At 60.2% G+C, this 23,163-nt stretch carries 21 protein-coding genes; 19 read left to right on the forward strand and 2 right to left on the reverse strand.

All coding sequences use genetic code 11. From position 1 onward, the window contains the following. Positions 1-261 precede the first annotated feature (261 nt). On the reverse strand, positions 262-1,482 hold the full coding sequence (locus PspCFBP13528_RS00005; protein WP_137199439.1) for a CaiB/BaiF CoA-transferase family protein: 1,221 nt from the start codon (positions 1,480-1,482) through the stop codon (positions 262-264). Positions 1,483-1,495: 13 nt separating this feature from the next. Next, a complete protein-coding gene (locus PspCFBP13528_RS00010; RefSeq protein WP_065953426.1) occupies positions 1,496-2,677 on the reverse strand; it encodes an acyl-CoA dehydrogenase in 1,182 nt (393 codons plus the stop codon). Positions 2,678-2,835: 158 nt separating this feature from the next. On the opposite strand from PspCFBP13528_RS00010, the gene PspCFBP13528_RS00015 reads away from it, so the two are divergent. The 19 genes from PspCFBP13528_RS00015 to PspCFBP13528_RS00105 all read left to right on the forward strand — a co-directional run bounded on the left by PspCFBP13528_RS00015 (position 2,836) and on the right by PspCFBP13528_RS00105 (position 23,073). Further along, positions 2,836-3,735 (forward strand): LysR family transcriptional regulator, encoded by a 900-nt coding sequence (locus PspCFBP13528_RS00015; protein ID WP_162515413.1) that lies wholly within the window; start codon positions 2,836-2,838, stop codon positions 3,733-3,735. A gap of 451 nt (positions 3,736-4,186) precedes the next feature. Then, the gene (locus PspCFBP13528_RS00020) at positions 4,187-5,308 is read left to right on the forward strand and encodes a Re/Si-specific NAD(P)(+) transhydrogenase subunit alpha (RefSeq protein ID WP_065953425.1); all 1,122 of its coding nucleotides are present in this window, start codon (positions 4,187-4,189) and stop codon (positions 5,306-5,308) included. A 15-nt stretch (positions 5,309-5,323) separates the two neighbouring features. Further along, the gene (locus tag PspCFBP13528_RS00025) at positions 5,324-5,644 is read left to right on the forward strand and encodes an NAD(P) transhydrogenase subunit alpha (RefSeq protein ID WP_003187417.1); all 321 of its coding nucleotides are present in this window, start codon (positions 5,324-5,326) and stop codon (positions 5,642-5,644) included. Further along, positions 5,644-7,080, forward strand: coding sequence for an NAD(P)(+) transhydrogenase (Re/Si-specific) subunit beta (locus tag PspCFBP13528_RS00030; protein WP_065953424.1), 1,437 nt, complete (start codon positions 5,644-5,646; stop codon positions 7,078-7,080). The genes PspCFBP13528_RS00025 and PspCFBP13528_RS00030 overlap by 1 nt, the downstream gene beginning before the upstream one ends. 178 nt (positions 7,081-7,258) lie before the next feature. After that, positions 7,259-8,752, forward strand: coding sequence for an acetyl-CoA hydrolase/transferase family protein (locus PspCFBP13528_RS00035; RefSeq protein ID WP_065953423.1), 1,494 nt, complete (start codon positions 7,259-7,261; stop codon positions 8,750-8,752). A 318-nt stretch (positions 8,753-9,070) separates the two neighbouring features. Continuing rightward, positions 9,071-9,286, forward strand: coding sequence for a DUF1127 domain-containing protein (locus tag PspCFBP13528_RS00040; RefSeq protein WP_003187413.1), 216 nt, complete (start codon positions 9,071-9,073; stop codon positions 9,284-9,286). A 333-nt stretch (positions 9,287-9,619) separates the two neighbouring features. Beyond that, on the forward strand, positions 9,620-9,940 hold the full coding sequence (locus PspCFBP13528_RS00045; protein ID WP_065953422.1) for a DUF2388 domain-containing protein: 321 nt from the start codon (positions 9,620-9,622) through the stop codon (positions 9,938-9,940). A gap of 92 nt (positions 9,941-10,032) precedes the next feature. Next, entirely contained in the window at positions 10,033-10,341 is a 309-nt protein-coding gene (locus PspCFBP13528_RS00050) for a DUF2388 domain-containing protein (RefSeq protein WP_137199441.1), read from the forward strand. 38 nt (positions 10,342-10,379) lie between these two features. After that, complete coding sequence (locus tag PspCFBP13528_RS00055; protein WP_065953420.1) at positions 10,380-10,700, forward strand: DUF2388 domain-containing protein; 321 nt, start codon at positions 10,380-10,382, stop codon at positions 10,698-10,700. Further along, positions 10,697-12,658: a DUF4105 domain-containing protein gene (locus tag PspCFBP13528_RS00060; RefSeq protein WP_137199442.1), complete on the forward strand. Its 1,962-nt coding sequence runs from the start codon at positions 10,697-10,699 to the stop codon at positions 12,656-12,658. Before PspCFBP13528_RS00055 ends, PspCFBP13528_RS00060 begins: the two co-directional genes overlap by 4 nt. 306 nt (positions 12,659-12,964) lie before the next feature. Continuing rightward, positions 12,965-14,272 carry a CitMHS family transporter gene (locus PspCFBP13528_RS00065; RefSeq protein WP_017530601.1) on the forward strand — a complete coding sequence of 436 codons (1,308 nt, stop codon included), beginning with the start codon at positions 12,965-12,967 and terminating at the stop codon, positions 14,270-14,272. A gap of 68 nt (positions 14,273-14,340) precedes the next feature. After that, positions 14,341-15,108: a TerC family protein gene (locus PspCFBP13528_RS00070; protein WP_065953418.1), complete on the forward strand. Its 768-nt coding sequence runs from the start codon at positions 14,341-14,343 to the stop codon at positions 15,106-15,108. Positions 15,109-15,320: 212 nt separating this feature from the next. Next, on the forward strand, positions 15,321-16,979 hold the full coding sequence (locus PspCFBP13528_RS00075) for a Na/Pi cotransporter family protein (RefSeq protein WP_101220815.1): 1,659 nt from the start codon (positions 15,321-15,323) through the stop codon (positions 16,977-16,979). A gap of 58 nt (positions 16,980-17,037) precedes the next feature. Next, positions 17,038-18,420, forward strand: a complete 1,383-nt coding sequence (locus tag PspCFBP13528_RS00080) for a pitrilysin family protein (protein ID WP_137199443.1) — start codon at positions 17,038-17,040, stop codon at positions 18,418-18,420. A gap of 70 nt (positions 18,421-18,490) precedes the next feature. Further along, positions 18,491-19,522 (forward strand): DUF5924 family protein, encoded by a 1,032-nt coding sequence (locus tag PspCFBP13528_RS00085; RefSeq protein WP_065953415.1) that lies wholly within the window; start codon positions 18,491-18,493, stop codon positions 19,520-19,522. A 54-nt stretch (positions 19,523-19,576) separates the two neighbouring features. Beyond that, entirely contained in the window at positions 19,577-20,725 is a 1,149-nt protein-coding gene (locus tag PspCFBP13528_RS00090) for an ABC transporter permease (protein WP_137199444.1), read from the forward strand. A gap of 5 nt (positions 20,726-20,730) precedes the next feature. Then, positions 20,731-21,525 (forward strand): ATP-binding cassette domain-containing protein, encoded by a 795-nt coding sequence (locus PspCFBP13528_RS00095; protein ID WP_164484675.1) that lies wholly within the window; start codon positions 20,731-20,733, stop codon positions 21,523-21,525. A 1-nt stretch (position 21,526) separates the two neighbouring features. Continuing rightward, entirely contained in the window at positions 21,527-22,465 is a 939-nt protein-coding gene (locus PspCFBP13528_RS00100) for an MlaD family protein (protein ID WP_065953412.1), read from the forward strand. Further along, positions 22,462-23,073, forward strand: a complete 612-nt coding sequence (locus PspCFBP13528_RS00105) for an ABC-type transport auxiliary lipoprotein family protein (protein ID WP_101220818.1) — start codon at positions 22,462-22,464, stop codon at positions 23,071-23,073. Before PspCFBP13528_RS00100 ends, PspCFBP13528_RS00105 begins: the two co-directional genes overlap by 4 nt. Positions 23,074-23,163: the final 90 nt, after the last annotated feature.

The following is a 23,163-nucleotide window of genomic DNA, read 5'->3' on the forward strand; positions in this document are numbered from 1 at the left end:
CGGGAGGCGAATTCTACAGCGTTACACGCTGCTGTCAACACCTCTTTTTCAACTTCCTGCTGGCTTCGATGAACTGAAGCAACTTGCTGCCGAAGCTACTTAACTCATTGTTTACCAAGGAATTTTCCGTTTCGACTGCGCCGGAAGTGGGGCGAATTATAGGCGCACAGAATCTGCCGTCAACGTCTAATTTCGTTTTCTTATCAAATAGTTAGAATTGATCAGAAAACGACCGAAGCTCCTCTATATAGAAGAGAGGTTTCAGATAACTCCAGCCTCTCTTAAAGCAGCCACGCTCGACGGCGCCAGCCCCAGCACACTTTGCAGCACTTGAATCGTATGCTCACCCAACAACGGGGGCGCACTGCGATACTCCACTGGAGTCTTGGAAAGACGAATTGGACTGGCAACCTGAGGCACCATCCCCGCCAAGGCATGAGGCAGCTCTATGGCCAACCCACGCGCCTTGACCTGCGGATCAGCAAACATCTGTGCCAGGTCATTGATCGGCCCACACGGCACACCTACTTTCTCCAGCTGCGATACCCACTCCGCCGTAGTCTTGAAGACAGTCGCCTGGCGAATCAGCGGAACCAGCGCCGCACGATTGGCAACTCGCATCTTATTGGTAGAGAACCGCGGATCATCCGCCCACTGGGGCTGCCCGGCCACCTCGGCGAACTTGCGAAACTGCCCGTCATTCCCCACGGTCAGAATGAAATCACCATCAGCCGTGGGAAAGTCCTGATAAGGCACGATGTTCGGATGCGCATTGCCCAGGCGTTTTGGCGAAACGCCGGTGGTCAGGTAGTTCATCGCCTGGTTAGCCAGACAAGCTACCTGCACATCCAGCAGCGCCATATCAATATGCTGTCCACCGCCGTCGTGATCCCGGTGAGCCAGCGCCGCCAGGATCGCTACGGTCGAATAGAGCCCGGTGAGAATATCGGTCAATGCCACGCCAACCTTCACCGGCCCCGCACCCTCATCACCCTCAGGCCGACCGGTGAGGCTCATCAACCCACCCAGCCCTTGAATCATGAAGTCATAGCCGGCACGGGTTGCATAAGGGCCGGTCTGGCCAAAGCCGGTGATCGAGCAATAGATCAGCTCCGGATTAATCTCCTTGAGCGACTCGTAATCCAAGCCATAAGCCGCCAAGCCACCCACTTTAAAGTTTTCGATCAGAATGTCCGACTTGGCAGCCAGATCACGCACCAGCTTCTGCCCCTCTGGCTTGGTGAAGTCGATGGTCACCGACTCCTTGTTCCGGTTGGCGGACAGGTAGTAAGCCGCCTCACTGGTGTTCTCACCATGAGCATCCTTGAGAAAAGGTGGCCCCCAGGCGCGCGTGTCATCACCATTGCCCGGCCTTTCGACCTTGATCACCTCGGCCCCGAGGTCCGCAAGTATCTGCCCGGACCAAGGGCCCGCCAGTACTCGCGATAAATCCAGTACCCGCAGATGCGAAAGCGCGCCCATGTCCGTGCTCCTATTAATAGAAGGCCTGAAGACCGGTTTGTGCGCGCCCCAGGATCAAGGCATGCACGTCATGCGTGCCTTCATAGGTGTTGACCACCTCCAGGTTGACCAGATGACGCGCCACCCCAAACTCGTCGGAGATGCCATTGCCACCCAGCATGTCCCGAGCCATGCGCGCGATATCCAGGGACTTGCCGCAAGAGTTGCGCTTCATGATCGAAGTAATCTCAACCGCCGCCGTGCCTTCATCCTTCATTCGGCCCAGGCGCAGACAACCTTGCAGCGCCAACGTGATCTCGGTCTGCATGTCGGCCAGCTTCTTCTGGATCAACTGCGTGGCCGCCAACGGGCGACCAAACTGCTGACGATCAAGGGTGTACTGGCGCGCGGTATGCCAGCAGAACTCCGCAGCCCCCAGCGCGCCCCAGGAGATGCCGTACCGTGCCGAATTCAGGCAAGTAAAAGGACCTTTCAAGCCACGCACGTCCGGAAAGATGTTCTCTTCGGGAACAAACACGTTGTCCATGACAATTTCGCCGGTAATGGACGCTCGCAGGCCGACCTTGCCGTGAATCGCCGGAGCACTCAGGCCTTTCCAGCCCTTCTCCAATACAAAACCGCGAATGTCGCCGGCGTCGTCCTTGCCCCACACCACAAAAACGTCGGCAATCGGGCTGTTGGTAATCCACATCTTCGCGCCGGTCAGGCTGTAGCCGCCATCCACTTTGCGCGCACGGGTAATCATCGCACCCGGGTCAGAACCATGGTCAGGCTCGGTGAGACCGAAGCAGCCGATCCATTCGCCGGACGCCAATTTCGGCAGGTACTTTTGCTTTTGCGCTTCGGTACCGAATTCATTGATCGGCACCATGACCAATGAGGACTGCACACTCATCATCGAGCGATAACCGGAATCGACACGCTCGACTTCACGGGCAATCAACCCATAGCTGACGTAGTTCAAGCCACTGCCACCGTATTGCTCGGGAATCATGGCGCCCAGCAAACCGGTTTCGCCCATCTCGCGGAAGATCGCGGGGTCGGTCTTTTCATGACGGAAAGCTTCAAGCACACGGGGAGCCAACTTGTCCCGAGCAAATTGCTCGGCACTGTCACGCACCATGCGCTCTTCTTCGGTGAGCTGTTGATCCAGCAACAGCGGATCGATCCAGTTGAAGCTTGCCTTGCCAGCCATGAATAAGTCCTCACGAAAAGAATCAAAACGTCGTGCAGGCAGACTAGGCCGGGGCGACGCAGAGGGCAAACGAGGTTTCTGCATGAGCTTGTGCTAATTTCTCACTTCGTGATGCCTTGAGAGGCCAAAAACGCGCCTTATCTGTGAGAACAATGTATATGCGCAGGAAAATCCCCAGCACCACCGCACTTGTCAGCTTTGAAGCAGCGGCCCGCCATGAGAGCTTCACCAAGGCGGCGCAGGAGCTTTCCATCACTCAAGGCGCTATCTGCCGACAGATCGCCAGCCTTGAAGAGTTTTTGAGTGTCGAGCTGTTTCGACGCTCGCGGCGCGGGGTAAAACTGACCGAGGCTGGGCTGTCCTATAGCCGCAGGGTGGCTACGCAACTGGATGCAGTCGAACGCGACACGCTGTCAGTCATGGGTCAACAGGGCGCGAATGTCATCGAACTCGCCGTGGTACCGACTTTCGGCACCCAATGGCTGATCCCGCGCCTGAAAGACTTTCAACAGCGGCACCCGGAAGTAACGGTCAACCTGACCAACCGCACGCGCCCCTTTCTGTTTGCCGACACCGAGTTCGACGCTGCGATCTATTTCGGCGATGCCGACTGGTCCGGCACCGAATCCCACAGGCTCATGGGTGAAAACCCTGCTCCCGTGTGCAGCCCACGCTTGCTCGGCGACCGCACACACTTGACCCCTCAGGAAATTGCCGACCAGCCTCTGCTGCAGCAGACAACGCGCCCTTATGCCTGGCGTCAGTGGTTCAACGCCCAACAGATGAGCGTTCCCCGCGACATGACAGGCCCGCGTTACGAGCTATTCTCGATGCTGTCCCAGGCGGCAATGCATGACATGGGCGTTGCATTGATCCCGCCCTTCCTGATCCAGCGAGAGTTGAAAGAGCAACACCTGGTGATCGCGAGCCATCAAACCCTGCGCAGCGACAAGGCGTATTACCTGATGATTCCGGAACGAAAGGTCGAATCCGCGTCCTTGCAAGCGTTCCGCGATTGGCTCATCGAGCAATCTCGGCGCTACGACCCCGATATTTAAGGCTAATCCACATTAGTTGACCCTGTAGTCAGTTAAATAAAAGCACTACAGATATACGTGGATGTCGCATTTAAACAGACTGTACCTGCTGAACAAAAAAGAGGCGCAAAGCCATGAACGATACGGCTTGCAGCGACTATCACGGTTCAATAACCGACTATTCACATTGACGATGGAAAAACCGAGCATTACTTCATACAAGCCCTTAAATACCTGTATTTAAAGAGGTTATTTCGGCGCATTGCGACAATCAGTCACAGGGTGACTTGTAGTTAATTTTTCGTCACCCGTCATAATCCCTTGAAGGCCGTAAAGTTCGCCTGCAAAATGCCGCGCCCCGCTGTCATTTCAGCGGGATCGTGCTGATCGGCCGCCCCAGCTGCGCCACTCACGGCGCACTGGCCTTTTTACAAAAAGATCAAAAGCAAAAAGATCATGCAGGAGATTTGACGTGCACATTGGTGTTCCTCTCGAAACCCAGACCGGTGAAACGCGGGTGGCTGCCACCCCGGAAACCATCAAGAAGCTGATCGGCCAGGGCCATAAGGTCACTGTACAAAGCGGCGCAGGCATCAAAGCCAGCATCGTCGACAGTGCCTATGAAACAGCAGGCGCAACCATTGGCAGTGCCAACGATGCGTTTGGCGCCGAACTGATCCTCAAGGTGGTTGCTCCCAGCGACAGCGAACTGGCGCTGCTCAAAAGCGGCACCGTATTGGTGGGCATGCTCAACCCGTTCAGCAACGAAACCATTGCCAAGCTCGCAGAGCGCGGCATCACGGCCTTCGCTCTCGAAGCTGCGCCACGTACCTCGCGGGCCCAGAGCCTGGATGTGCTGTCCTCCCAAGCCAACATCGCCGGCTATAAAGCGGTGTTGCTGGCGGCTCATCACTACCCGCGCTTCATGCCGATGTTGATGACCGCCGCAGGCACTGTTAAAGCGGCCCGCGTGCTGATCCTTGGCGCGGGCGTCGCAGGTTTGCAGGCCATCGCCACGGCGAAACGCCTGGGTGCGGTGATCGAAGCCTCTGATGTGCGCCCGGCGGTGAAGGAACAGATCGAATCCCTCGGCGCCAAGTTCGTTGACGTGCCTTACGAAACCGATGAGGAACGTGAATGCGCGGTCGGCGTTGGCGGATACGCGCGCCCGATGCCAAGCAGTTGGATGCAGCGCCAGGCCCTGGCTGTGCATGAGCGCGCCAAACAGGCCGACATCGTCATCACTACCGCCCTGATCCCGGGCCGCAAGGCGCCGACCTTGCTCAGCGCCGACACTGTCGCGCAGATGAAGCCCGGCTCGGTGGTCATCGACCTCGCCGCCGCGCAAGGCGGCAACTGCCCGCTGACCGTCGCCGACCAGGTGGTGGTGGAAAACGGCGTAATCATTTGCGGCCCCACCAACCTGGCCGGCGCCGTGGCAGCCGATGCGTCGGCCTTGTATGCGCGCAACCTGCTGGACTTCCTGAAGCTGGTCTTCACCAAGGAAGGGCAGTTTGAAATCAACCTCGAAGACGACATCGTCGCCGCGTGCCTGATGTGCCGCGACGGCCAAGTCATCCGCAAAAACGCCTAAGCAGGGATTCAGACGATGGAAGAGCTTATCTCCCCCGGTATCTACAACCTGATCATCTTTGTGCTGGCGATTTATGTCGGTTACCACGTGGTCTGGAACGTGACGCCCGCGCTGCACACGCCTTTGATGGCCGTGACCAACGCCATTTCGGCCATCGTGATCGTCGGCGCCATGCTCGCCGCCGCCCTCACAGTCACACCGCTGGGCAAGACCATGGGCACCCTGGCCGTGGCCCTGGCGGCGGTCAACGTATTTGGTGGTTTCCTGGTCACCCGGCGAATGCTTGAGATGTTCAAGAAAAAAGCCCCGAAAGTAAAAGAAGAGGCGCCCAAGTAATGAGCATGAACCTCGTCACGACGCTCTACCTGATTGCGTCGATCTGTTTCATCCAAGCCCTCAAAGGCCTCTCGCACCCGACCACTTCGCGGCGCGGCAACCTGTTCGGCATGCTCGGCATGGCGCTGGCGGTACTCACCACCGTTGGCCTCATCTATAAGCTCGGCGCTGAGCTGGCGACGGCCGGTATCGGCTATGTGATCGTCGGCCTGCTGATCGGCGGCACCGCCGGTTCGGTCATGGCCAAGCGCGTCGAAATGACCAAGATGCCGGAACTGGTGGCGTTCATGCACAGCATGATCGGCCTGGCCGCGGTGTTTATCGCCATCGCGGCTGTCGTCGAGCCGCAATCGCTGGGTATCGTCAAGCACCTGGGCGACGCTATTCCTGCGGGCAACCGCCTGGAACTGTTCCTCGGTGCCGCCATCGGTGCAATCACCTTCTCCGGCTCGGTGATCGCCTTCGGCAAGCTGTCTGGCAAATACAAATTCCGCCTGTTCCAGGGCGCACCGGTGCAGTTCGGTGGCCAGCACAAGCTCAACCTGGTGCTGGGACTGCTGACGCTTGGCCTGGGCCTGGCCTTCATGTTCAGCGGCAACCTCACGGCCTTCGCAGTGATGCTGGCCCTGGCCTTTGTACTCGGCGTGCTGATCATCATTCCAATCGGCGGCGCCGACATGCCAGTCGTTGTGTCGATGCTCAACAGCTACTCCGGCTGGGCAGCGGCGGGGATTGGCTTCTCGCTGAACAACTCGATGCTGATCATCGCCGGCTCCCTGGTGGGCTCCAGCGGCGCGATTCTGTCGTACATCATGTGCAAGGCGATGAACCGCTCTTTCTTTAACGTGCTGCTCGGCGGCTTCGGCAATGCGCCGGACGCCGGCGCTGCGGCAGGCTCCAAGGAAGCACGCCCGGTGAAATCAGGCTCGGCCGACGATGCCACTTTCTTGCTGACCAACGCCGACACCGTGATCATCGTGCCGGGCTACGGTCTGGCCGTGGCCCGCGCGCAGCACGCGCTCAAGGAACTGACCGAAAAGCTGACTCATCGCGGAGTGACGGTAAAGTATGCGATCCACCCTGTGGCAGGCCGCATGCCAGGGCACATGAACGTACTGCTGGCCGAGGCCGAAGTGCCGTACGACCAGGTGTTCGAGATGGAAGACATCAACTCCGAGTTCGGCCAGGCCGACGTGGTACTGGTGCTGGGCGCCAACGACGTGGTCAACCCGGCCGCCAAGAATGATCCGAACTCACCGATTGCCGGCATGCCGATCCTTGAAGCGTTCAAGGCCAAGACCATCATCGTCAACAAGCGCTCGATGGCCAGCGGCTACGCAGGCCTGGACAACGAGTTGTTCTACCTGGACAAGACCATGATGGTCTTCGGTGATGCCAAGAAAGTCATCGAAGACATGGTCAAAGCTGTCGAATAACACTGCGCCAGCGCAATACCCGAAACCCTGGCCTCCGATAGGCTGGGGTTTTTTATGAATGGATGAAACCGACCAAAGGCTCTAAATCGCCACTCGGCATTCGACCATGGTAGCGGGCCGAAACTTTTTGAAATCACTACACTGCCCAACTTGCTTCCGCAGCCTGAGATAACCATTCATGTACCGTGATCGTATCCGCTTGCCTTCGTTGTTGAACAAGGTCATGAGCGCGGCAGATGCCGCTGCACTGATCGAGGACGGCATGACCGTCGGCATGAGCGGCTTCACCCGCGCCGGTGAAGCCAAGGCCGTTCCCCACGCCCTGGCCGAGCGCGCCAAGACGTCACCACTGAAAATCACCCTGATGACCGGCGCCAGCCTGGGCAACGACCTGGACAAGCAATTGACCGAAGCCGGCGTGCTGTCACGTCGTATGCCGTTCCAGGTTGATAGCACCTTGCGCAAGGCAATCAACGCCGGCGAAGTGATGTTTATCGACCAGCACTTATCGGAAACCGTCGAGCAACTGCGCAACAACCAGCTCAAGTTGCCGGACATCGCCGTGATCGAAGCCGTTGCAATCACCGAACAAGGCCATATCGTGCCCACCACCTCGGTGGGCAACTCCGCCAGCTTCGCGATTTTTGCCAAACAAGTAATCGTCGAGATCAATCTGGCGCACAACCCGAACCTTGAGGGGCTGCACGACATTTATATCCCTTCCTACCGGCCAACCCGCACGCCGATTCCGCTGGTCAAGGTCGACGATCGTATTGGCAGCCCGGCGATTCCCATCCCGCCCGAGAAAATCGTCGCCATCGTGATCACCAACCAGGCCGACTCTGCCTCCACCGTGACGCCACCCGACAGCGACACCCAGGGCATCGCCAACCACCTGATCAACTTTCTGAAACAGGAAGTAGAGGCCGGGCGCATGACCAACAAGCTCGGCCCGCTGCAGGCCGGTATCGGCAACATCGCTAACGCAGTGATGTGCGGCTTGATTGACTCGCCGTTCGAAGACTTGACCATGTATTCGGAAGTGCTGCAGGACTCCACATTCGACCTGATCGACGCGGGCAAGCTGAGCTTCGCCTCCGGCAGCTCGATTACCCTGTCGGAACGACGCAATGCCGATGTGTTCGGCAATCTTGCGCACTACAAGGACAAGCTGGTGCTGCGCCCGCAGGAAATCTCCAACCATCCTGAAGTGGTGCGCCGCCTGGGCATCATCGGCATCAATACAGCGCTGGAATTCGATATCTACGGCAACGTGAATTCCACCCATGTCTGCGGCACGCGGATGATGAACGGCATTGGCGGCTCCGGGGACTTTGCGCGCAATGCGCACCTGGCGATCTTCGTCACCAAGTCGATTGCCAAAGGCGGCGCGATTTCCAGCGTAGTGCCGATGGTCAGCCATGTGGACCACACCGAGCACGACGTCGACATCCTGGTGACCGAAGTGGGCCTGGCGGACCTGCGTGGCCTGGCGCCCCGCGAGCGCGCCCGAGTGATCATCGACAACTGCGTGCACCCAGCGTATCGCGACGCGCTGAACGGTTACTTCGTTGCCGCCTGCGCTATCGGCGGGCATACCCCGCATATCCTGCGCGACGCACTGAGCTGGCACATTAACCTGGAAGAAACCGGGCACATGCTCAAGGCTTGATCGATACACGACCGGGTCGATACTTATACAGTTTTATCGACCCGGTGCTTTGATCGGCACATCTATCAAAAACTGTACTGCTGTACCGGTCATTTCCTACGGAAATATCCCACAACCCCCGTCAAAAAAGCCTAATTCGCACCGTTTAAGTGCGCACAGGTACAGTTGCCCCAATTTCGTACCGTACAGCCTCTATAAACAGTTAACTGGCCCCTCACAATACAGGTGAACTGTATCTAGAGACTCTTGCGTGCGAAGAGGATCATTGGCATCAGTTAAACCACTACCTAATCCCGCCACAAGCGGAAGGATGTCATCATGGAACGTACACTCAGTTCCGAACTGTTCTTCGAAGAAAAAGCTGTTAACACCCAGGCCTCCCTGCCTCTGCGCGTTCTCGCCAACCTGATGTTGTGGCAGCGCCGCATCTCCAGCCGCCACCAGTTGGCTCGCCTGGATTCGCGTCTGCTGGCTGACGCCGGTATCAGCGAAGCTCAACGCTACGAAGAGCTGAGCAAGCCGTTCTGGCGCTGATTGGCGCTCGCTGGCCCTGACCCGCCGGGTCCACCGCCAGCACTCTGATTTGCCAAAGCAAAGCCCGCCCCGGGTAACCGGAGGCGGGCTTTGTTGTATCTGGATAAATGAAACTGAAAACGGCAGTCTTCTGCCGGACAGGTACAGTTTTTACATTTCAAAATATAACCATAACAGTTAACCACAGGCTTCCGAATGAGCAAGCGGTGACCTAATATCCAGTCACCACGTGGCGAACCTTGTAGAACGGGCGTCAGATGCCCAATTGCCCAACGTCCGTTTCACTGTGGCCGTTCTGTGCCACCTTATTTGCTCATCTACAGGAGTTACCCCATGTCCCGTCTTCGCCTGCTGTGCACCGCCGCCCTGTTGGCCGTTGCTGCCAACGCCAATGCGAGCAGCTTTATCGTCACCACCGATTCGATCGTTGGCGCACTGAAAGCCACCTCCGACGCCACTTCCGATGCCACGTCTTCCCTGCGCGACAACAAGGTGGTGCGAGCCGCCCGTGACGACGCGGCCAGCTTTGTTGCCAGCGAAGGCGCCATCCGTGGCGTGAAACTGGAAAGCGCCCTGGCGCAGATCCGCCAACAGGCGCCGCAATTGACCACCGCCACTGACGCTCAGTTGGCCCAGGCCATCCTGGCGATCTAACGCCAGGGGCAAGCAGGGAGGGCCAGTCAGTGCACTGGCTCTCACCCGGTCATTGCGCTAGCCTTGGCGCTCGTTTTCGGTTGTCGAGTGCCATGGCTTTTTCATACCGCCTGTTGATTGTTCCCGTAATGTTCTGTGCCTGCTGGGCACCGTTGGCTTCGGCCTTGGATGTCTCCGTTCAGAGCACCGTTGTCAGCGCGTACGCCACCAGCAAGGTGACTTCCGCGCCGTTTGATAACAAGTTGGTTCGGGTTGCCAAGGATGATGCTGCTGCTTTCATTGCCACTGACGGCCAATGGCGGGGCGCACGCCTGGAGTCCGCGCTGGATTACCTGCGCCGCACCCAGCCAAAACTTCATGCAAGCGACCTTGAACTGGCGCAGGCAATTCTCGTCCAATAATCATCTTTGTATGTCCATCTTTGTCTTGGAGTCACCCCATGCGTAGCCCGTTGATCGTCGCCGCCCTCGGCCTGCTGTTTCTGGCTGATATCGCCCAGGCGCAAACCCTGAAGGCCACCAGTAACATCGTGGTTCGCGCTTCGGCGCGCACCATCGATTTCACCTCCGACACCACCACCTCCATCCGCGATTCCAAGATCGTGCGCCAAGCCCACGATGATGCCGCCAGTTTCGTCGCCACCCATGGCGAGATCCGTGGTGCACAACTCGAAGCGGCCTTCGACACCCTGCGCACCCGCGTACCGCAAGCCCGTGATGCCAGCGACCAGACGCTTGCCGAAGCTATCCTCGCTCTGTGAGGCGAGTCAAAGCCTGGCTCCTGGCCGGGGCTGTGCTGCTGTGTGCCGGTGCAGCCCAGGCCAGCCTGCAACTGCAGCTCAAGACCGATGGCCTGAGCCCGGCTGAACAGCAGGCCAGCCAGGCATTGCTCGATGAAGCGATGGGCGCCCTGCCGCCGCGCTTCATCGAGCAACTGGACCGCCGTATCGAGGTCGGCTGGACCGACAAGATGCCTGAAAACGCCTACGGCCAGGCCTCCCTGGTGTCCGAACTGGACCTGAACCGAAACCTGCTGGCCAGCCTGACCGACGGCAGCGCCGCCACCCGGAAAACCAACCGCCCCCACGGCACCGTGCGCCGGGAAATGCTCGCCACTGTGCTGCATGAACTGACCCACCTCTATGACCGTGCGCGCCTGTGGTCCAAAGACGAGCGCGCCCTGATTCAACGCTGCAGCCGCCAGAACAACATCACCGGCCTGATTGGCCTGCCCGATCAATGCCGTGGGCAGAACGACCGTCGCTTCACCCTGAGTGACGACCCTCGCCTGCTGGACCTCGCCGGCTGGCCGCAATACGTCGGTCGTCGCGGCGAACGCGAGCAGCACAACAACCAAGTGGTTCGCAGCCCGGATATCTACGAAACCACCAGCCCGCTGGAGTTCGTCGCGGTCAACATGGAGTACTTCCTTCTCGACCCCAGCTACGCCTGTCGCCGTCCCGCGCTGGCGCGCTATTACAAGGAACACTTCGGCTGGGCGCCGCCCGGGCAGGATAAGTGCGGCAATGCCTACGCTTTTCTGAACGCCGGCAACGATTTCGCCAAGACACCGCTGGGTCAGATTGACCCGGAACGCGTGTACGAAATCGACTACCTCCTCGCCGAAGCCAACCAGAACCTGGTGAGCCGCTGGGGCCATAGCATGCTGCGCCTGGTGATCTGTGCGCCCGGTCGTCCCCGCGGGCCGGATTGCCGCCTGGACCTGGATCAGCACCTGGTGTTGTCCTACCGCGCCTTCGTCGGTGACGTACAGCTGTCGAGCTGGGATGGTCTGGTGGGCAAATACCCGTCGCGACTGTTCGTGCTGCCGCTGGCCCAAGTCATCGACGAATACACCAAGACCGAACTGCGTGGCCTGGCGTCAGTGCCGCTCAAGCTCAATCGTCAGGAAATCAACGACACGGTCGAACATGCCGCCGAGATGCACTGGAGCTACGACGGCAATTACTTCTTCATTTCCAACAACTGTGCAGTGGAAAGCTTGAAGCTATTGCGCAGTGGCAGCGCGAATCCACAATTGACCGGCCTGGACAACATCACCCCCAACGGCTTGCTGGAGGTGCTCAACGCACGCGGGCTGGCCGACACCAGCGTGCTGGATGACAAGCGCGAAGCGTTGCGCCTGGGCTATCACTTTGACTCGTTCCGCGAGCGCTACCAGGCGATGTTCGATGTCTTGCGCAAGCGTCTGCCGATCAAGCAGACCCAGGTCGAAGACTGGCTGTCGCTGAATGCGCAGGAGCGCCGACAATGGTTCAGCCAGGCCGACTTGCGAACCAGCGCCGCGTTGCTGTTGCTGGAACAGGCCAGCTTTCGCAAACAATTGATGCTCGCCCAGGACGAAGTCAAACAACGCTACCTCAATGCCCGTGAGCTGAAAAACGGTGGCATGGAAAAAGCCAACAACACATTGCAGCAAATCCTCGCCAACAGCGGCTTCCTCAGTCGCCCCGCCGAGTTGCTCGACAGTGGCGGCTACGGCCTGCCGCAGCCTTCGGAGGCCAAGCGGCTGGAATCGGAAAGTGCCGAGCGCCAGAAGCAACTGCAATCGCTGACCGGTGAACTGGATAAAGAAGTAAGGGCGCTGCTCGATCCTTCCCGCGCTGCCGAGATTGCCGCTTGCGAGGCCAATCTCAAGCAAATGGGTGAGCATCTGCGAGCGTTGCATAAAGCGGCCGGCGGCCTCGAACTGCCGTAGATACTCAGCTAATCAAGTGATCCCAGTGTGGGAGGGGGCTTGCCCCCTCCCACACTTTTTATCTGCATAAGCCTCACGACCGAGTGTCACCTGTTTTCCCAACGAAAGCTGGCTGAAAGCTTACCCGTCTAGGATCGCCCCACTGTCGGCAATAGACCGACTGTTAACAACAACAATGGTGATTCCCGATGTCCGCCCGTACCCGTCTGTTTATCCCAACTCCCCCCGTACGCCTCGTGCCTTTCGTTCTGCGCTGACCCCACCCGGTTCGCCATTCCCTAGCCGCGCTACGCCTGGAGTATTCCTATGCTGACTTTCCTTGGCTTTGCCATGGTCATCACGTTCATGTTCCTGATCATGACCAAGCGCCTGTCTGCGCTGATCGCCTTGATCATCGTGCCTATCCTGTTCGCGCTGTTCGGCGGCTTCGCGCCGAAGATCGGCCCGATGATGCTCGAAGGCATCACCAAGCTTGCGCCGACCGGCGTGATGCTGATGTTCGCCATCCTCTATTTTGCCTTGATGATCGACTCCGGCCTGTTCGACCCGGCCGTGCGCAAGATCCTCAAGATGGTCAAGGGCGACCCGCTGAAAGTCTCGGTCGGCACCGCCGTGCTGGCCCTGGTGGTGTCCCTCGACGGTGACGGCGCCACCACGTACATGATCTGCGTGGCCGCCATGTTGCCGCTGTACCAGCGCATCGGCATGAGCCCGCGCATCATGGCCGGCTTGATCATTCTTGCCGGTGGCGTAATGAACATGACCCCCTGGGGCGGCCCGACCGCCCGCGCCGCCAGTGCGCTGCATGTGGACCCCTCGGATATCTTCGTGCCGATGATCCCGGCCATGGCCGCTGGCGTGGTCGCGATCCTGGTGATCGCCTACATGTACGGCAAGCGCGAACGTGCGCGCCTGGGTGAACTGCACCTGCAAGGTGACGAGATCGACCACAGTGAAATCAGCGTGTCGCAATTCCCGGATGCCCGCCGTCCCAAGCTGATCTGGTTCAACGGCGCGCTGACCCTGGCGCTGATGTGCACCCTGATCGCCGGTCTGTTGCCACTGCCGGTGCTGTTCATGGTGGCGTTCAGTATCGCAATGATCGTCAACTACCCGTGCCTGCAACAGCAGAAAGACCGCGTCGCCGCCCACGCCGGCAGCGTCTTGGCAGTGGTGGGGCTGATCTTCGCCGCCGGCATCTTCACCGGCATCCTGTCGGGCACCGGCATGGTCGATGCGATGTCCAAGAGCCTGCTGGCGGTTATCCCTGAAGCCTTGGGGCCGTACCTCGCGGTCATCACGGCGCTGGTGAGCATGCCGTTTACCTTCTTCATGTCCAACGATGCGTTCTACTATGGCGTGCTGCCAGTGCTGGCCGAAGCCGCCAGCCACTACGGCATCACCGCTGTGGAGATGGCGCGTGCGTCGATCGTCGGGCAACCGGTGCATCTGCTCAGCCCACTGGTACCCTCCACCTACTTGCTGGTCGCCCTGGCAGGTATCGAGTTTGGCGATCACCAGCGCTTCACCCTCAAGTGGGCAGTACTGGTATGCCTGTGCATAATGTTCGCCGCGTTGCTGATGGGGATTTTTCCGCTGTTCAGCACTCTATAATCGTACCGACTCACTCACCGCGCGGCGCTACAGTTCGCGCGGTCTAACACTTGCTCAAAGGAATACACATGGAATGGCTGACCAATCCGGAAATCTGGATTGCCTTCTTCACCCTGACGGCGCTCGAGATCGTCCTGGGCATCGATAACATCATCATGATTTCGATCCTGGTCAGCCGCATGCCCAAGCACATGCAGGCGCGCACCCGGATCTTCGGCCTCGCTCTGGCGATGGTCACGCGCATCCTGTTGCTGCTGTCGATCACCTGGGTCATGCAACTGACCGCCGACCTGTTCGTGGTCTTCGGCCAGGGCATTTCCGGTCGCGACCTGATCCTGTTCTTCGGCGGTTTGTTCCTGCTGTGGAAAAGCTCCCAGGAGATGTACCACGCCCTGGAAGGTGAAGACGAAACCCACGACGAGCCCAAAGGCGCCGGCGGCAAGTTCATCTACACCATCATCCAGATTGCGATCATCGACATCGTATTCTCCCTGGACTCGGTCATCACCGCCGTCGGCATGGTTTCCCATGTGCCGGTCATGGTCGCCGCGATCGTGGTTGCCGTATTGGTGATGATGCTGGCCGCCGGCACCATCAGCGAATTCATCGACAAGCACCCGTCGCTGAAAATGCTGGCGCTGTCGTTCCTGCTGGTGGTGGGGACCGTGCTGATCGCCGAATCCTTCGGTGTCCATGTACCAAAAGGCTACGTCTACTTCGCCATGGCGTTCTCGCTGGCGGTGGAAGCGGTGAACATCAAGATGCGCACCGCCATCGCGAAAAAGAAGAAGCAGCAGGATCCGGTGAAACTGCGCAAGGATATTCCGGGTCAATAAACCCGAGCCACACAAAAAACGGGGCGTTGATGCCCCGTTTTTTTCATCTGCAAAAAGCTGATTTCATGACAGTTTTGTTTCAATCCCGCGATCAGCTATGCGATGCTGGCGCAGAGCCCATTCGCCAACTACAGCTTAACTACAAGACGTAGAACGGCACGCGGCAACTTTCCTTCGCTCCTGCTGGAGCGCACCTATACGGGGGGCCGAGCATGCTGACCTTGCTCAATCTGCTTTCCGCCGTGACCCTGCTGATCTGGGGCACGCACATCGTCCGTACCGGCATCCTGCGGGTCTACGGCTCCAACTTGCGCCAGGTCATCGGGCAGAACATGTCCAAACGCTGGCTGGCGTTTGTCGCCGGTATCCTGGTGACCGCCATGGTGCAGAGCAGCAATGCCACGGCGATGCTGGTGACGTCCTTTGTCGGCCAGGGCTTGATGAGCCTTACGCCCGCCCTGGCCACCATGCTCGGCGCCGACGTCGGTACCGCGTTGATGGCGCGAGTGCTGACCTTCGACCTGTCCTGGTTGTCACCGCTGCTGATCTTCCTCGGGGTGATTTTTTTCCTGTCGCGCAAACAGACGCGGGCCGGGCAGTTGGGCCGGGTCGGGATCGGCCTCGGGCTGATCATTCTGGCCCTGCAATTGATCGTCGAAGCTGCCGGGCCGATTACCCATGCCCAAGGCGTCAAAGTCATCTTCGCTTCGCTGACCGGCGATATCTTGCTCGACGCCCTGGTCGGCGCGCTGTTCGCGATGATTTCCTACTCCAGCCTCGCCGCAGTGCTGCTCACGGCAACCCTGGCCGGCGCCGGCGTGATCGGTTTGCACGTGGCCATCGGCCTGGTGATCGGCGCCAACATCGGCAGTGGCATACTGGCCTTTCTCAGCACCAGCATGCAGAACACCGCCGGGCGGCAAGTCGCCCTGGGCAGTCTGTTGTACAAATTGATCGGTCTGCTGTTGATCATTCCGGTGCTCGACCCGCTCGTACGCTGGATGGACGGCCTGGACTACAGCACCCAGGGCATGGTCATCACCTTCCACCTGCTCTACAACGTCAGCCGCTGCCTGATTCTGCTGCCCACTATCGGCCCGATGGCGCGGCTGTGCGAATGGCTGCTGCCGGAGCGTCCCGAGACCAACGGCAAGGCCAAGCCGCGCCATCTGGACCTGGCCGCGCTGAACACGCCGAGCCTGGCGCTGGCCAACGCCGCCCGCGAAACCCTGCGCCTCGGCGACCTGATCGACAACATGCTCACCTCGATGCAGGAAGTGCTGCGCGGCAACCAAACCGCCATTACCCAGCAAATGCGCAGCCTCAGCGATGACGTCGAGGCGCTTTACAGCGCGATCAAACTTTACCTGGCACAAATGCCCCGTGAAGACCTGGGTGAGCAGGACAATCGACGCTGGGCAGAGATCATCGAGCTGTCGATCAACCTGAAGCTGGCAGGCGACCTGATCGAGCGCATGCTGCGCAAAGTCCAGCAGCAGAAGACTTCGCAACGTCGGCAATTTTCCGAAGTCGGCCTGGAAGAACTCAGCGGCCTGCACAGCCAGCTGATCGCCAATCTACGCCTGGGCCTGTCGGTGTTCCTCAGCGGCGACCCGGAAAGCGCCCGCCAATTACTGCGTGAGAAACGCCGTTTTCGTGCCCAGGAACGTCGCCTGGCCCACGCCCACGTCAGCCGCTTGCAGCGTAAAATCGTGCAGAGCCTGGAAACCAGCTCCCTGCATCTGGAGCTGATCGCCGACATGAAGCGCTTGAACTCGTTATTTTGCAGCAGCGCTTATGTCGTGTTGGAAACTTCCGACACTGGCGCACTCTCTGCTGAAGATATTGCCGACATCACCCATTCGCCCTGAACGTACGCCAGCGAGCGAAGTCAGTTAACAACGGACCTCACTCGCCAGGAAGCTTGTTATGCGTCGCCTGTTACTCGCCTGCCTGCTCATGGGCTCGGCACACACCTTTGCCTTTGACCGCCTGCAAGTCGAAGGCTATACCTTGCCCAATGGCCTGCAACTGCTGCTCAAACCGGGCACCGAGCGCGGGCATGTGGCCATCCGCCTGGTCGTCGGCGTGGGCCTGGACGATTTCAGCTGCGACCAGAAAGAACTGCCGCATTTGTTCGAGCACCTGTTGTTCAGCGGCATCGACGGCGGTAACGAAGGCGACCTCGAAGACCGCATGCAAGCCCTGGGCGGCGAATGGAACGCCTACACCAGCAACGCCGACACCACATTTGTCATCGAGGCGCCCGCGCAGAACCAGCGCAAGGTCCTGGACCTGCTGCTGGCAATCATCACCCGCACCCAACTGACCGACGCCAATATCAACGCCGCCAAGCAGGTGGTCGAGCGCGAGGACGGTGGCCATTACTCCCACTTGCAACGCCTGCTGGACCGCCAGGATCTCGGGCACAACGCCAGCAATCAGCTGGCCGTCGAGTTGGGCCTCAAGTGCGCCGAACGCGCCGAGGTCAACCCTCTGACCCGCGACCAGTTGGAGGCGCTGCGCAAAAACTGGTATGCACCGAACAACATGACCCTGATCGTCGTCGGCGATCTGGACAAACTGCTGCCTGCCTACCTGGAACGCACCTATGGCCAACTCGACCCGGTAGAGCCGAGCGAACATCGGCCATTGCCGCAAATCCAGCAGGCCGCCGCCAGCCATCGTGACCTGATCCACGGCTGGGTCGGCGACAATGCCAAACTGCATTGGCTGTTCCCGGAACCGTTGCTGGACGACCAGCATGATGAAACCTACGACCTGCTCAAGGACTACCTCGACTGGGCCTTGTACCGCCAATTGCGCCTCAGGCACGGCCTGTCCTACGGGCCGTGGAGCGAGCGAGAAGTGCTCGGCGGCGTCGGCTTCCTGAGCCTGAACGCCGACCTCGAACGGGAAAATCTCGAGGAAGCCGAACAGGTGCTGGAAGACCTCAAGGCAGGGCTGCTCAAGGATGGCCTCGAACCGGCGGTGTTCGCGCGCCTGCAGCAAGCGGCCATCGCACGCCAGGCCTGGGCCGTACAGGGCAACAGCGCGCTGGCCGACTATTACTGGAGCGCCGCCGGCGACTATACCGATGGGCGCTTCAGCAACCCGGCCAAACGTATCAAGGCCGTGAGCCTGGCCCAGACCAATCAGGCCATGCGGCAGGTACTGGAGCAGCCTGGCTACTGGCGCATCGAAAAACCGCTGTTGAGCTACAACGCCCTGAGCTGGATAGGCGCGGGCGTGCTCGGATTGATCGCTGTTGCGTGGGTCGCCCTACGGTTTTATCGCAAACGGATCGCGTAATGAGGCACCGAACAGCGGACCAAGACGTTATTCTGTCTGAGATTTCTCCCACACACTTTGTGAACCGCCCATGCCGAACCTGCCGCCCCTTATCCAGCGCGTCATAGAACTGATCAAGCGCTACCCGGGGGTGATCGCACTCGGCGGCTTCATCTCGGGTGTGGGCAGCTTCATCCTGGTGGACCGCCAGCAGGGCATGGCCAGCTGGATCGCCGTGATCCTGCTGGTGAGCTGGTTGTGGCTGATGCTGGAAAACAGCTTCACGCAACTGTTCACCAGGCTGTTCAACCGCGAGATACCGGAACCGCTGCTGCGCTATGCCACGCAGATGATCCACCAGGAAAGTCTGTTTTTCGTGTTGCCGTTCTTTTTCGTCACCACGGCCTGGAACAGCGGCCAATCGGTGTTCACCGGCCTGCTCGGCGCGGCGGCGTTGGTCTCGATCATCGACCCACTGTATTACAGGTGGCTGGCGCCCAAGCGCTCGCTGTTCCTCGCCTTGCATACGCTGACATTATTCGCCGCGCTGCTGACCGCGCTGCCGATCATTCTGCACTTGACCACCGCCGAGAGTTACAAGCTGGCACTGGGCGTCGCCATGGCACTGTCGATTCCGAGCCTGGCCGCCAGCCTGCCGCTGCGCAGCGTCAAAGGCTGGGTGATGCTGCTGGGAGTAACGGCCGCGATTGGCTGCGCCGGCTGGCTGCTGCGTAGCTGGGTGCCACCTGCCACCCTGTGGATGACCGAAGTGGCCATCAGCACCCAGCTGCAAGACCGCACACCGGGCGACGACCTCAAGCAAGTCACCGCCGCCCAACTGCGCAGCGGCGGGCTGTACGCCTATACCGCAATCAACGCGCCGCGCGGCCTCGATGAGCGGATCTACCATGTGTGGAAATTCAACGGCCAGGAAGTCGACCGCATTGCCCTGGATATCCACGGCGGCCGCAAGGAAGGCTACCGCGCCTGGACGCACAAGCAGAACTTCCCGGCGGATGCGGTAGGCCGCTGGCAGGTGCGGGTGCTCACCGAAGACGGGCAAGTCATTGGCGTGCTGCGCTTTAACGTCATCGACTCAGCACAAACGGACAACCCGGAGTAGGCCCGATCGTGCTATTACGTAGCAATTATGGATAGCCAAACACGCTCGGAGCTTATGACCACTCCCACCACAGCCGGCGCGGCCCAACTCGATACGTCCAGCACACCGCCGTTGCTGCGCATTACCGGTGACTGGACGCTTGCCCACTATGCAAACCTGAAGAAGCTGTCGAACACCCTCGACGGCCAATACGACGCCGGCGCGCACATCGACCTTAACGGCCTCGGTGCTCTGGATACCGCCGGCGCGTCGCTGCTGGTGGAGTTGCTCGGCCCCGACCGTATCGAACGCTCCGCCGAGCAGACCGATTGCAGTCTGTCCGCCGCCGACCGGGCACTGCTCAAGACGGTCTACCGCTCGCTGAATGATTTTTGCGTCCCGCTCAAAGAGCCGGAAGAGGGCGCCGGCATCCAACTGTTGGCGCGCATCGGCCGCGCCGTGGACACCGTCTGGCAAGACGGGATGAAACTGTTGGGCTTCATCGGCCTGATCCTCGAAACCTTCGTGCGCGGCATCCTGCGGCCCAAGCGCTGGCGCCTGACGCCGGTGGTCGCGCATATCGAACAGACCGGCCTCGACGCCGCGCCTATCGTCGCGCTGCTGACCTTTCTGGTCGGCGCTGTCGTGGCGTTCCTCGGCGCCACCGTGCTCAAGAGCTTCGGCGCGACGATCTTCACCGTGGACCTGGTGGCGTTCTCATTCCTGCGCGAATTCGGCGTGTTGCTCACCGCCATTCTGATCGCCGGCCGCACGGCCAGCGCCTTTACCGCACAAATCGGCTCGATGAAGGCCAACGAAGAAATCGACGCCATCCGCACCCTGGGCCTGGACCCGATGGAGCTGCTGGTGCTGCCGCGGGTCCTGGCGTTGCTGGTGGCGCTGCCGATGCTGACATTCCTGGCGATGCTCTCGGGGATTGTCGGCGGCGGAGTGGTGTGTGCGGTGGCCCTGGATATTTCGCCGGCGATGTTTCTGTCGCTGCTGCAATCGGACATCGGCGTGCAGCATTTTCTGGTAGGCATGGTGAAAGCGCCGATCTTCGCGTTCCTGATCGCCGCGATCGGTTGCCTGGAAGGCTTCAAGGTCAGCGGCAGTGCCGAGTCGGTCGGCGCGCACACCACCTCCAGCGTGGTGCAGTCGATTTTCGTGGTGATCGTGCTGGACGCGGTCGCGGCAATGTTTTTCATGGAGATGGGCTGGTGAATCGCGTGCATCGAGCGCCCACTGAGGCGGTGATTGAGGTTCGCGGCCTGTGCAACCGCTTTGGCAGCCAGAGCGTGCACGAGCACCTCGACCTGGATTTGTACAAGGGCGAGATTCTGGCGGTGGTCGGCGGCTCCGGCAGCGGCAAGTCGGTGTTGCTGCGCAGCATCGTCGGCCTGCGGCGGCCCAGCGAGGGGCAAGTGCGAGTGTTCGGCAAGAACCTGCCGAGTCTGTCCGAGCATGAGCGCTCACTGGTGGAACGACGCTTCGGCGTACTGTTCCAGAAGGGCGCCTTGTTTTCCTCGCTGACCGTCACCGAGAACGTCGCTTTGCCGTTGATCGAGCACGCCGGGCTCAGCCGCGCCGACGCCGAGCATCTGGCGGCGGTCAAACTGGCCCTGGCCGGGCTGCCGTTGTCGGCGGCCGACAAGTACCCGGCGTCGCTGTCCGGCGGCATGATCAAGCGCGCCGCCCTGGCGCGTGCGCTGGCCCTGGACCCGGACATCCTGTTTCTCGACGAACCCACCGCCGGCCTTGACCCGATTGGCGCGGCGCAATTCGACCAACTGATTCTGACCCTGCGCGATGCGCTGGGCTTGAGTGTGTTCCTGGTCACCCACGACCTCGACACGCTGTACACCATCACCGACCGCGTGGCGGTGCTGGCACAGAAGAAAGTCCTGGTGGCGGACGCCATCGATGTCGTCTCGGAAACCGACGACGCCTGGATCCACGAATATTTCCACGGCCCCCGAGGCCGCGCGGCATTGGATGCCGCTCAATCGCTCAACGAGGTATGACATGGAAACCCGAGCCCATCATGTGATGATCGGACTGTTCAGCGTAATAGTGGTGGTTGGCGCGATGCTGTTCGGCCTGTGGCTGGCCAAGTCCAGCGTCGACAGCGCCTTTAGGGACTATGAGGTGGTGTTCAACGAAGCGGTCAGCGGCCTGTCCCAGGGCAGTTCGGTGCAGTACAGCGGGATCAAGGTGGGCGATGTCACCAGCCTGCGCCTGGACCCCAAGGACCCGCGCCGCGTGCTGGCGCGCATCCGCCTGGCCGGGCAAACGCCGATCAAGGAAGACACCCAGGCCAAACTGGCACTGACCGGTATCACCGGCACTTCGATCATCCAACTCAGCGGCGGCACCCCGCAAAGCCCGGAACTCAAGGGCAAGGATGGCAACCTGCCGGAAATCATCGCGTCGCCGTCGCCCATCGCACGCCTGCTCAATAACAGCAACGACCTGATGACCAGCATCAACCTGCTGCTGCATAACGCCAACCAGCTGTTCTCGCGGGAAAACGTCGAACGCTTGAGCACCACCCTGGACAATCTGCAGCAAACCACCGGCGCCATCGCAGAACAGCGCGGCGACATCAAAGTGGTGATGCAGCAATTGATGCAAGTGAGCAAGCAGGCCGGCGGCGCGCTGGAACAGACCACCGTATTGATGCGCAACGCCAACGGCTTGCTCAACGACCAAGGCAAGCAAGCCTTTGGCAGTGCGGAGCAGGCGATGAAATCCCTTGAGCAAAGCACTGCCACCCTCAATACGTTACTGGCCAACAACAAGGACTCGGTGAACAGCGGCCTGCAGGGCCTCAATGAACTGGCGCCGGCCGTGCGCGAACTGCGCGAAACCCTCGGATCCCTGCGCGCCATCTCCCGCCGTCTGGAAGCCAACCCCAGCGGTTACCTGCTGGGCAGTGACAAGAACAAGGAGTTCACGCCATGAAGCGTGCTTACCGAATGATCGCCCCCTTGGCTTTTGCATTGATGAGCGCGTGCTCGATCCTGCCCAAGCCGGACCCGTCCGACGTGTACCGCCTGGCCTCCACCCAGCCCGTCAGTCAAGGCGCGCCGGTGAGCTGGTCATTGCGTGTGACCAAGCCACAGACCAGCGAATTTCTCGACAGCCCACGCATCGCGGTGGTGCCCAATGGCGATTTGATCAGCAGCTATGCCAACGCGCGCTGGAGCGATCCGGCGCCGGTGCTGTTGCGCAACCGTCTGCTGGATGGCTTCCAGCGTGACGGCCGGGTGACGCTGCTGAGTACCGACGAGACCAACCTGCAGGCGGACTATGAGCTGGGTGGCCAGTTGCAGGCGTTTCAGAGCGAATACCACGGCACGGCAGTGGAGGTGGTGATTCGGCTGGATGCTCGGCTGGTGCGCGGCAGCGATCAAAGGATCATTGCCAGTCGGCGGTTTGAGGTGAGGCAGCCGGTGGGGGATACCAAGGTGCCTTCGGTGGTGGCGGCTTTTGGGCAAGCCGGGGATCAGCTGAATAAGCAGGTAGTGGGTTGGGTCGTGGCGCAAGGCAACACTACACCTAAAGGTTGAGGGCCTCATCGGGGGCAAGCCCCCTCCCACAATTTGAATGCATTCACAGATCAACATGTGGGAGGGGGCTTGCCCCCGGTAGCAATCCAA

The organism is Pseudomonas sp. CFBP13528, assembly GCF_005233615.1.
GTDB classification, from domain to species: Bacteria; Pseudomonadota; Gammaproteobacteria; order Pseudomonadales; family Pseudomonadaceae; genus Aquipseudomonas; species Aquipseudomonas fluorescens_AM.

Coding starts and splice junctions, on each gene's coding strand:
- PspCFBP13528_RS00005 (WP_137199439.1), bottom strand. CDS start 1,482: ATGGGCGCGCTTTCGCATCTGCGGGTACTGGATTTATCGCGAGTACTG.
- PspCFBP13528_RS00010 (WP_065953426.1), bottom strand. CDS start 2,677: ATGGCTGGCAAGGCAAGCTTCAACTGGATCGATCCGCTGTTGCTGGAT.
- PspCFBP13528_RS00015 (WP_162515413.1), top strand. CDS start 2,836: ATGCGCAGGAAAATCCCCAGCACCACCGCACTTGTCAGCTTTGAAGCA.
- PspCFBP13528_RS00025 (WP_003187417.1), top strand. CDS start 5,324: ATGGAAGAGCTTATCTCCCCCGGTATCTACAACCTGATCATCTTTGTG.
- PspCFBP13528_RS00030 (WP_065953424.1), top strand. CDS start 5,644: ATGAGCATGAACCTCGTCACGACGCTCTACCTGATTGCGTCGATCTGT.
- PspCFBP13528_RS00035 (WP_065953423.1), top strand. CDS start 7,259: ATGTACCGTGATCGTATCCGCTTGCCTTCGTTGTTGAACAAGGTCATG.
- PspCFBP13528_RS00040 (WP_003187413.1), top strand. CDS start 9,071: ATGGAACGTACACTCAGTTCCGAACTGTTCTTCGAAGAAAAAGCTGTT.
- PspCFBP13528_RS00045 (WP_065953422.1), top strand. CDS start 9,620: ATGTCCCGTCTTCGCCTGCTGTGCACCGCCGCCCTGTTGGCCGTTGCT.
- PspCFBP13528_RS00050 (WP_137199441.1), top strand. CDS start 10,033: ATGGCTTTTTCATACCGCCTGTTGATTGTTCCCGTAATGTTCTGTGCC.
- PspCFBP13528_RS00055 (WP_065953420.1), top strand. CDS start 10,380: ATGCGTAGCCCGTTGATCGTCGCCGCCCTCGGCCTGCTGTTTCTGGCT.
- PspCFBP13528_RS00065 (WP_017530601.1), top strand. CDS start 12,965: ATGCTGACTTTCCTTGGCTTTGCCATGGTCATCACGTTCATGTTCCTG.
- PspCFBP13528_RS00070 (WP_065953418.1), top strand. CDS start 14,341: ATGGAATGGCTGACCAATCCGGAAATCTGGATTGCCTTCTTCACCCTG.
- PspCFBP13528_RS00075 (WP_101220815.1), top strand. CDS start 15,321: ATGCTGACCTTGCTCAATCTGCTTTCCGCCGTGACCCTGCTGATCTGG.
- PspCFBP13528_RS00080 (WP_137199443.1), top strand. CDS start 17,038: ATGCGTCGCCTGTTACTCGCCTGCCTGCTCATGGGCTCGGCACACACC.
- PspCFBP13528_RS00085 (WP_065953415.1), top strand. CDS start 18,491: ATGCCGAACCTGCCGCCCCTTATCCAGCGCGTCATAGAACTGATCAAG.
- PspCFBP13528_RS00090 (WP_137199444.1), top strand. CDS start 19,577: ATGACCACTCCCACCACAGCCGGCGCGGCCCAACTCGATACGTCCAGC.
- PspCFBP13528_RS00100 (WP_065953412.1), top strand. CDS start 21,527: ATGGAAACCCGAGCCCATCATGTGATGATCGGACTGTTCAGCGTAATA.
- PspCFBP13528_RS00105 (WP_101220818.1), top strand. CDS start 22,462: ATGAAGCGTGCTTACCGAATGATCGCCCCCTTGGCTTTTGCATTGATG.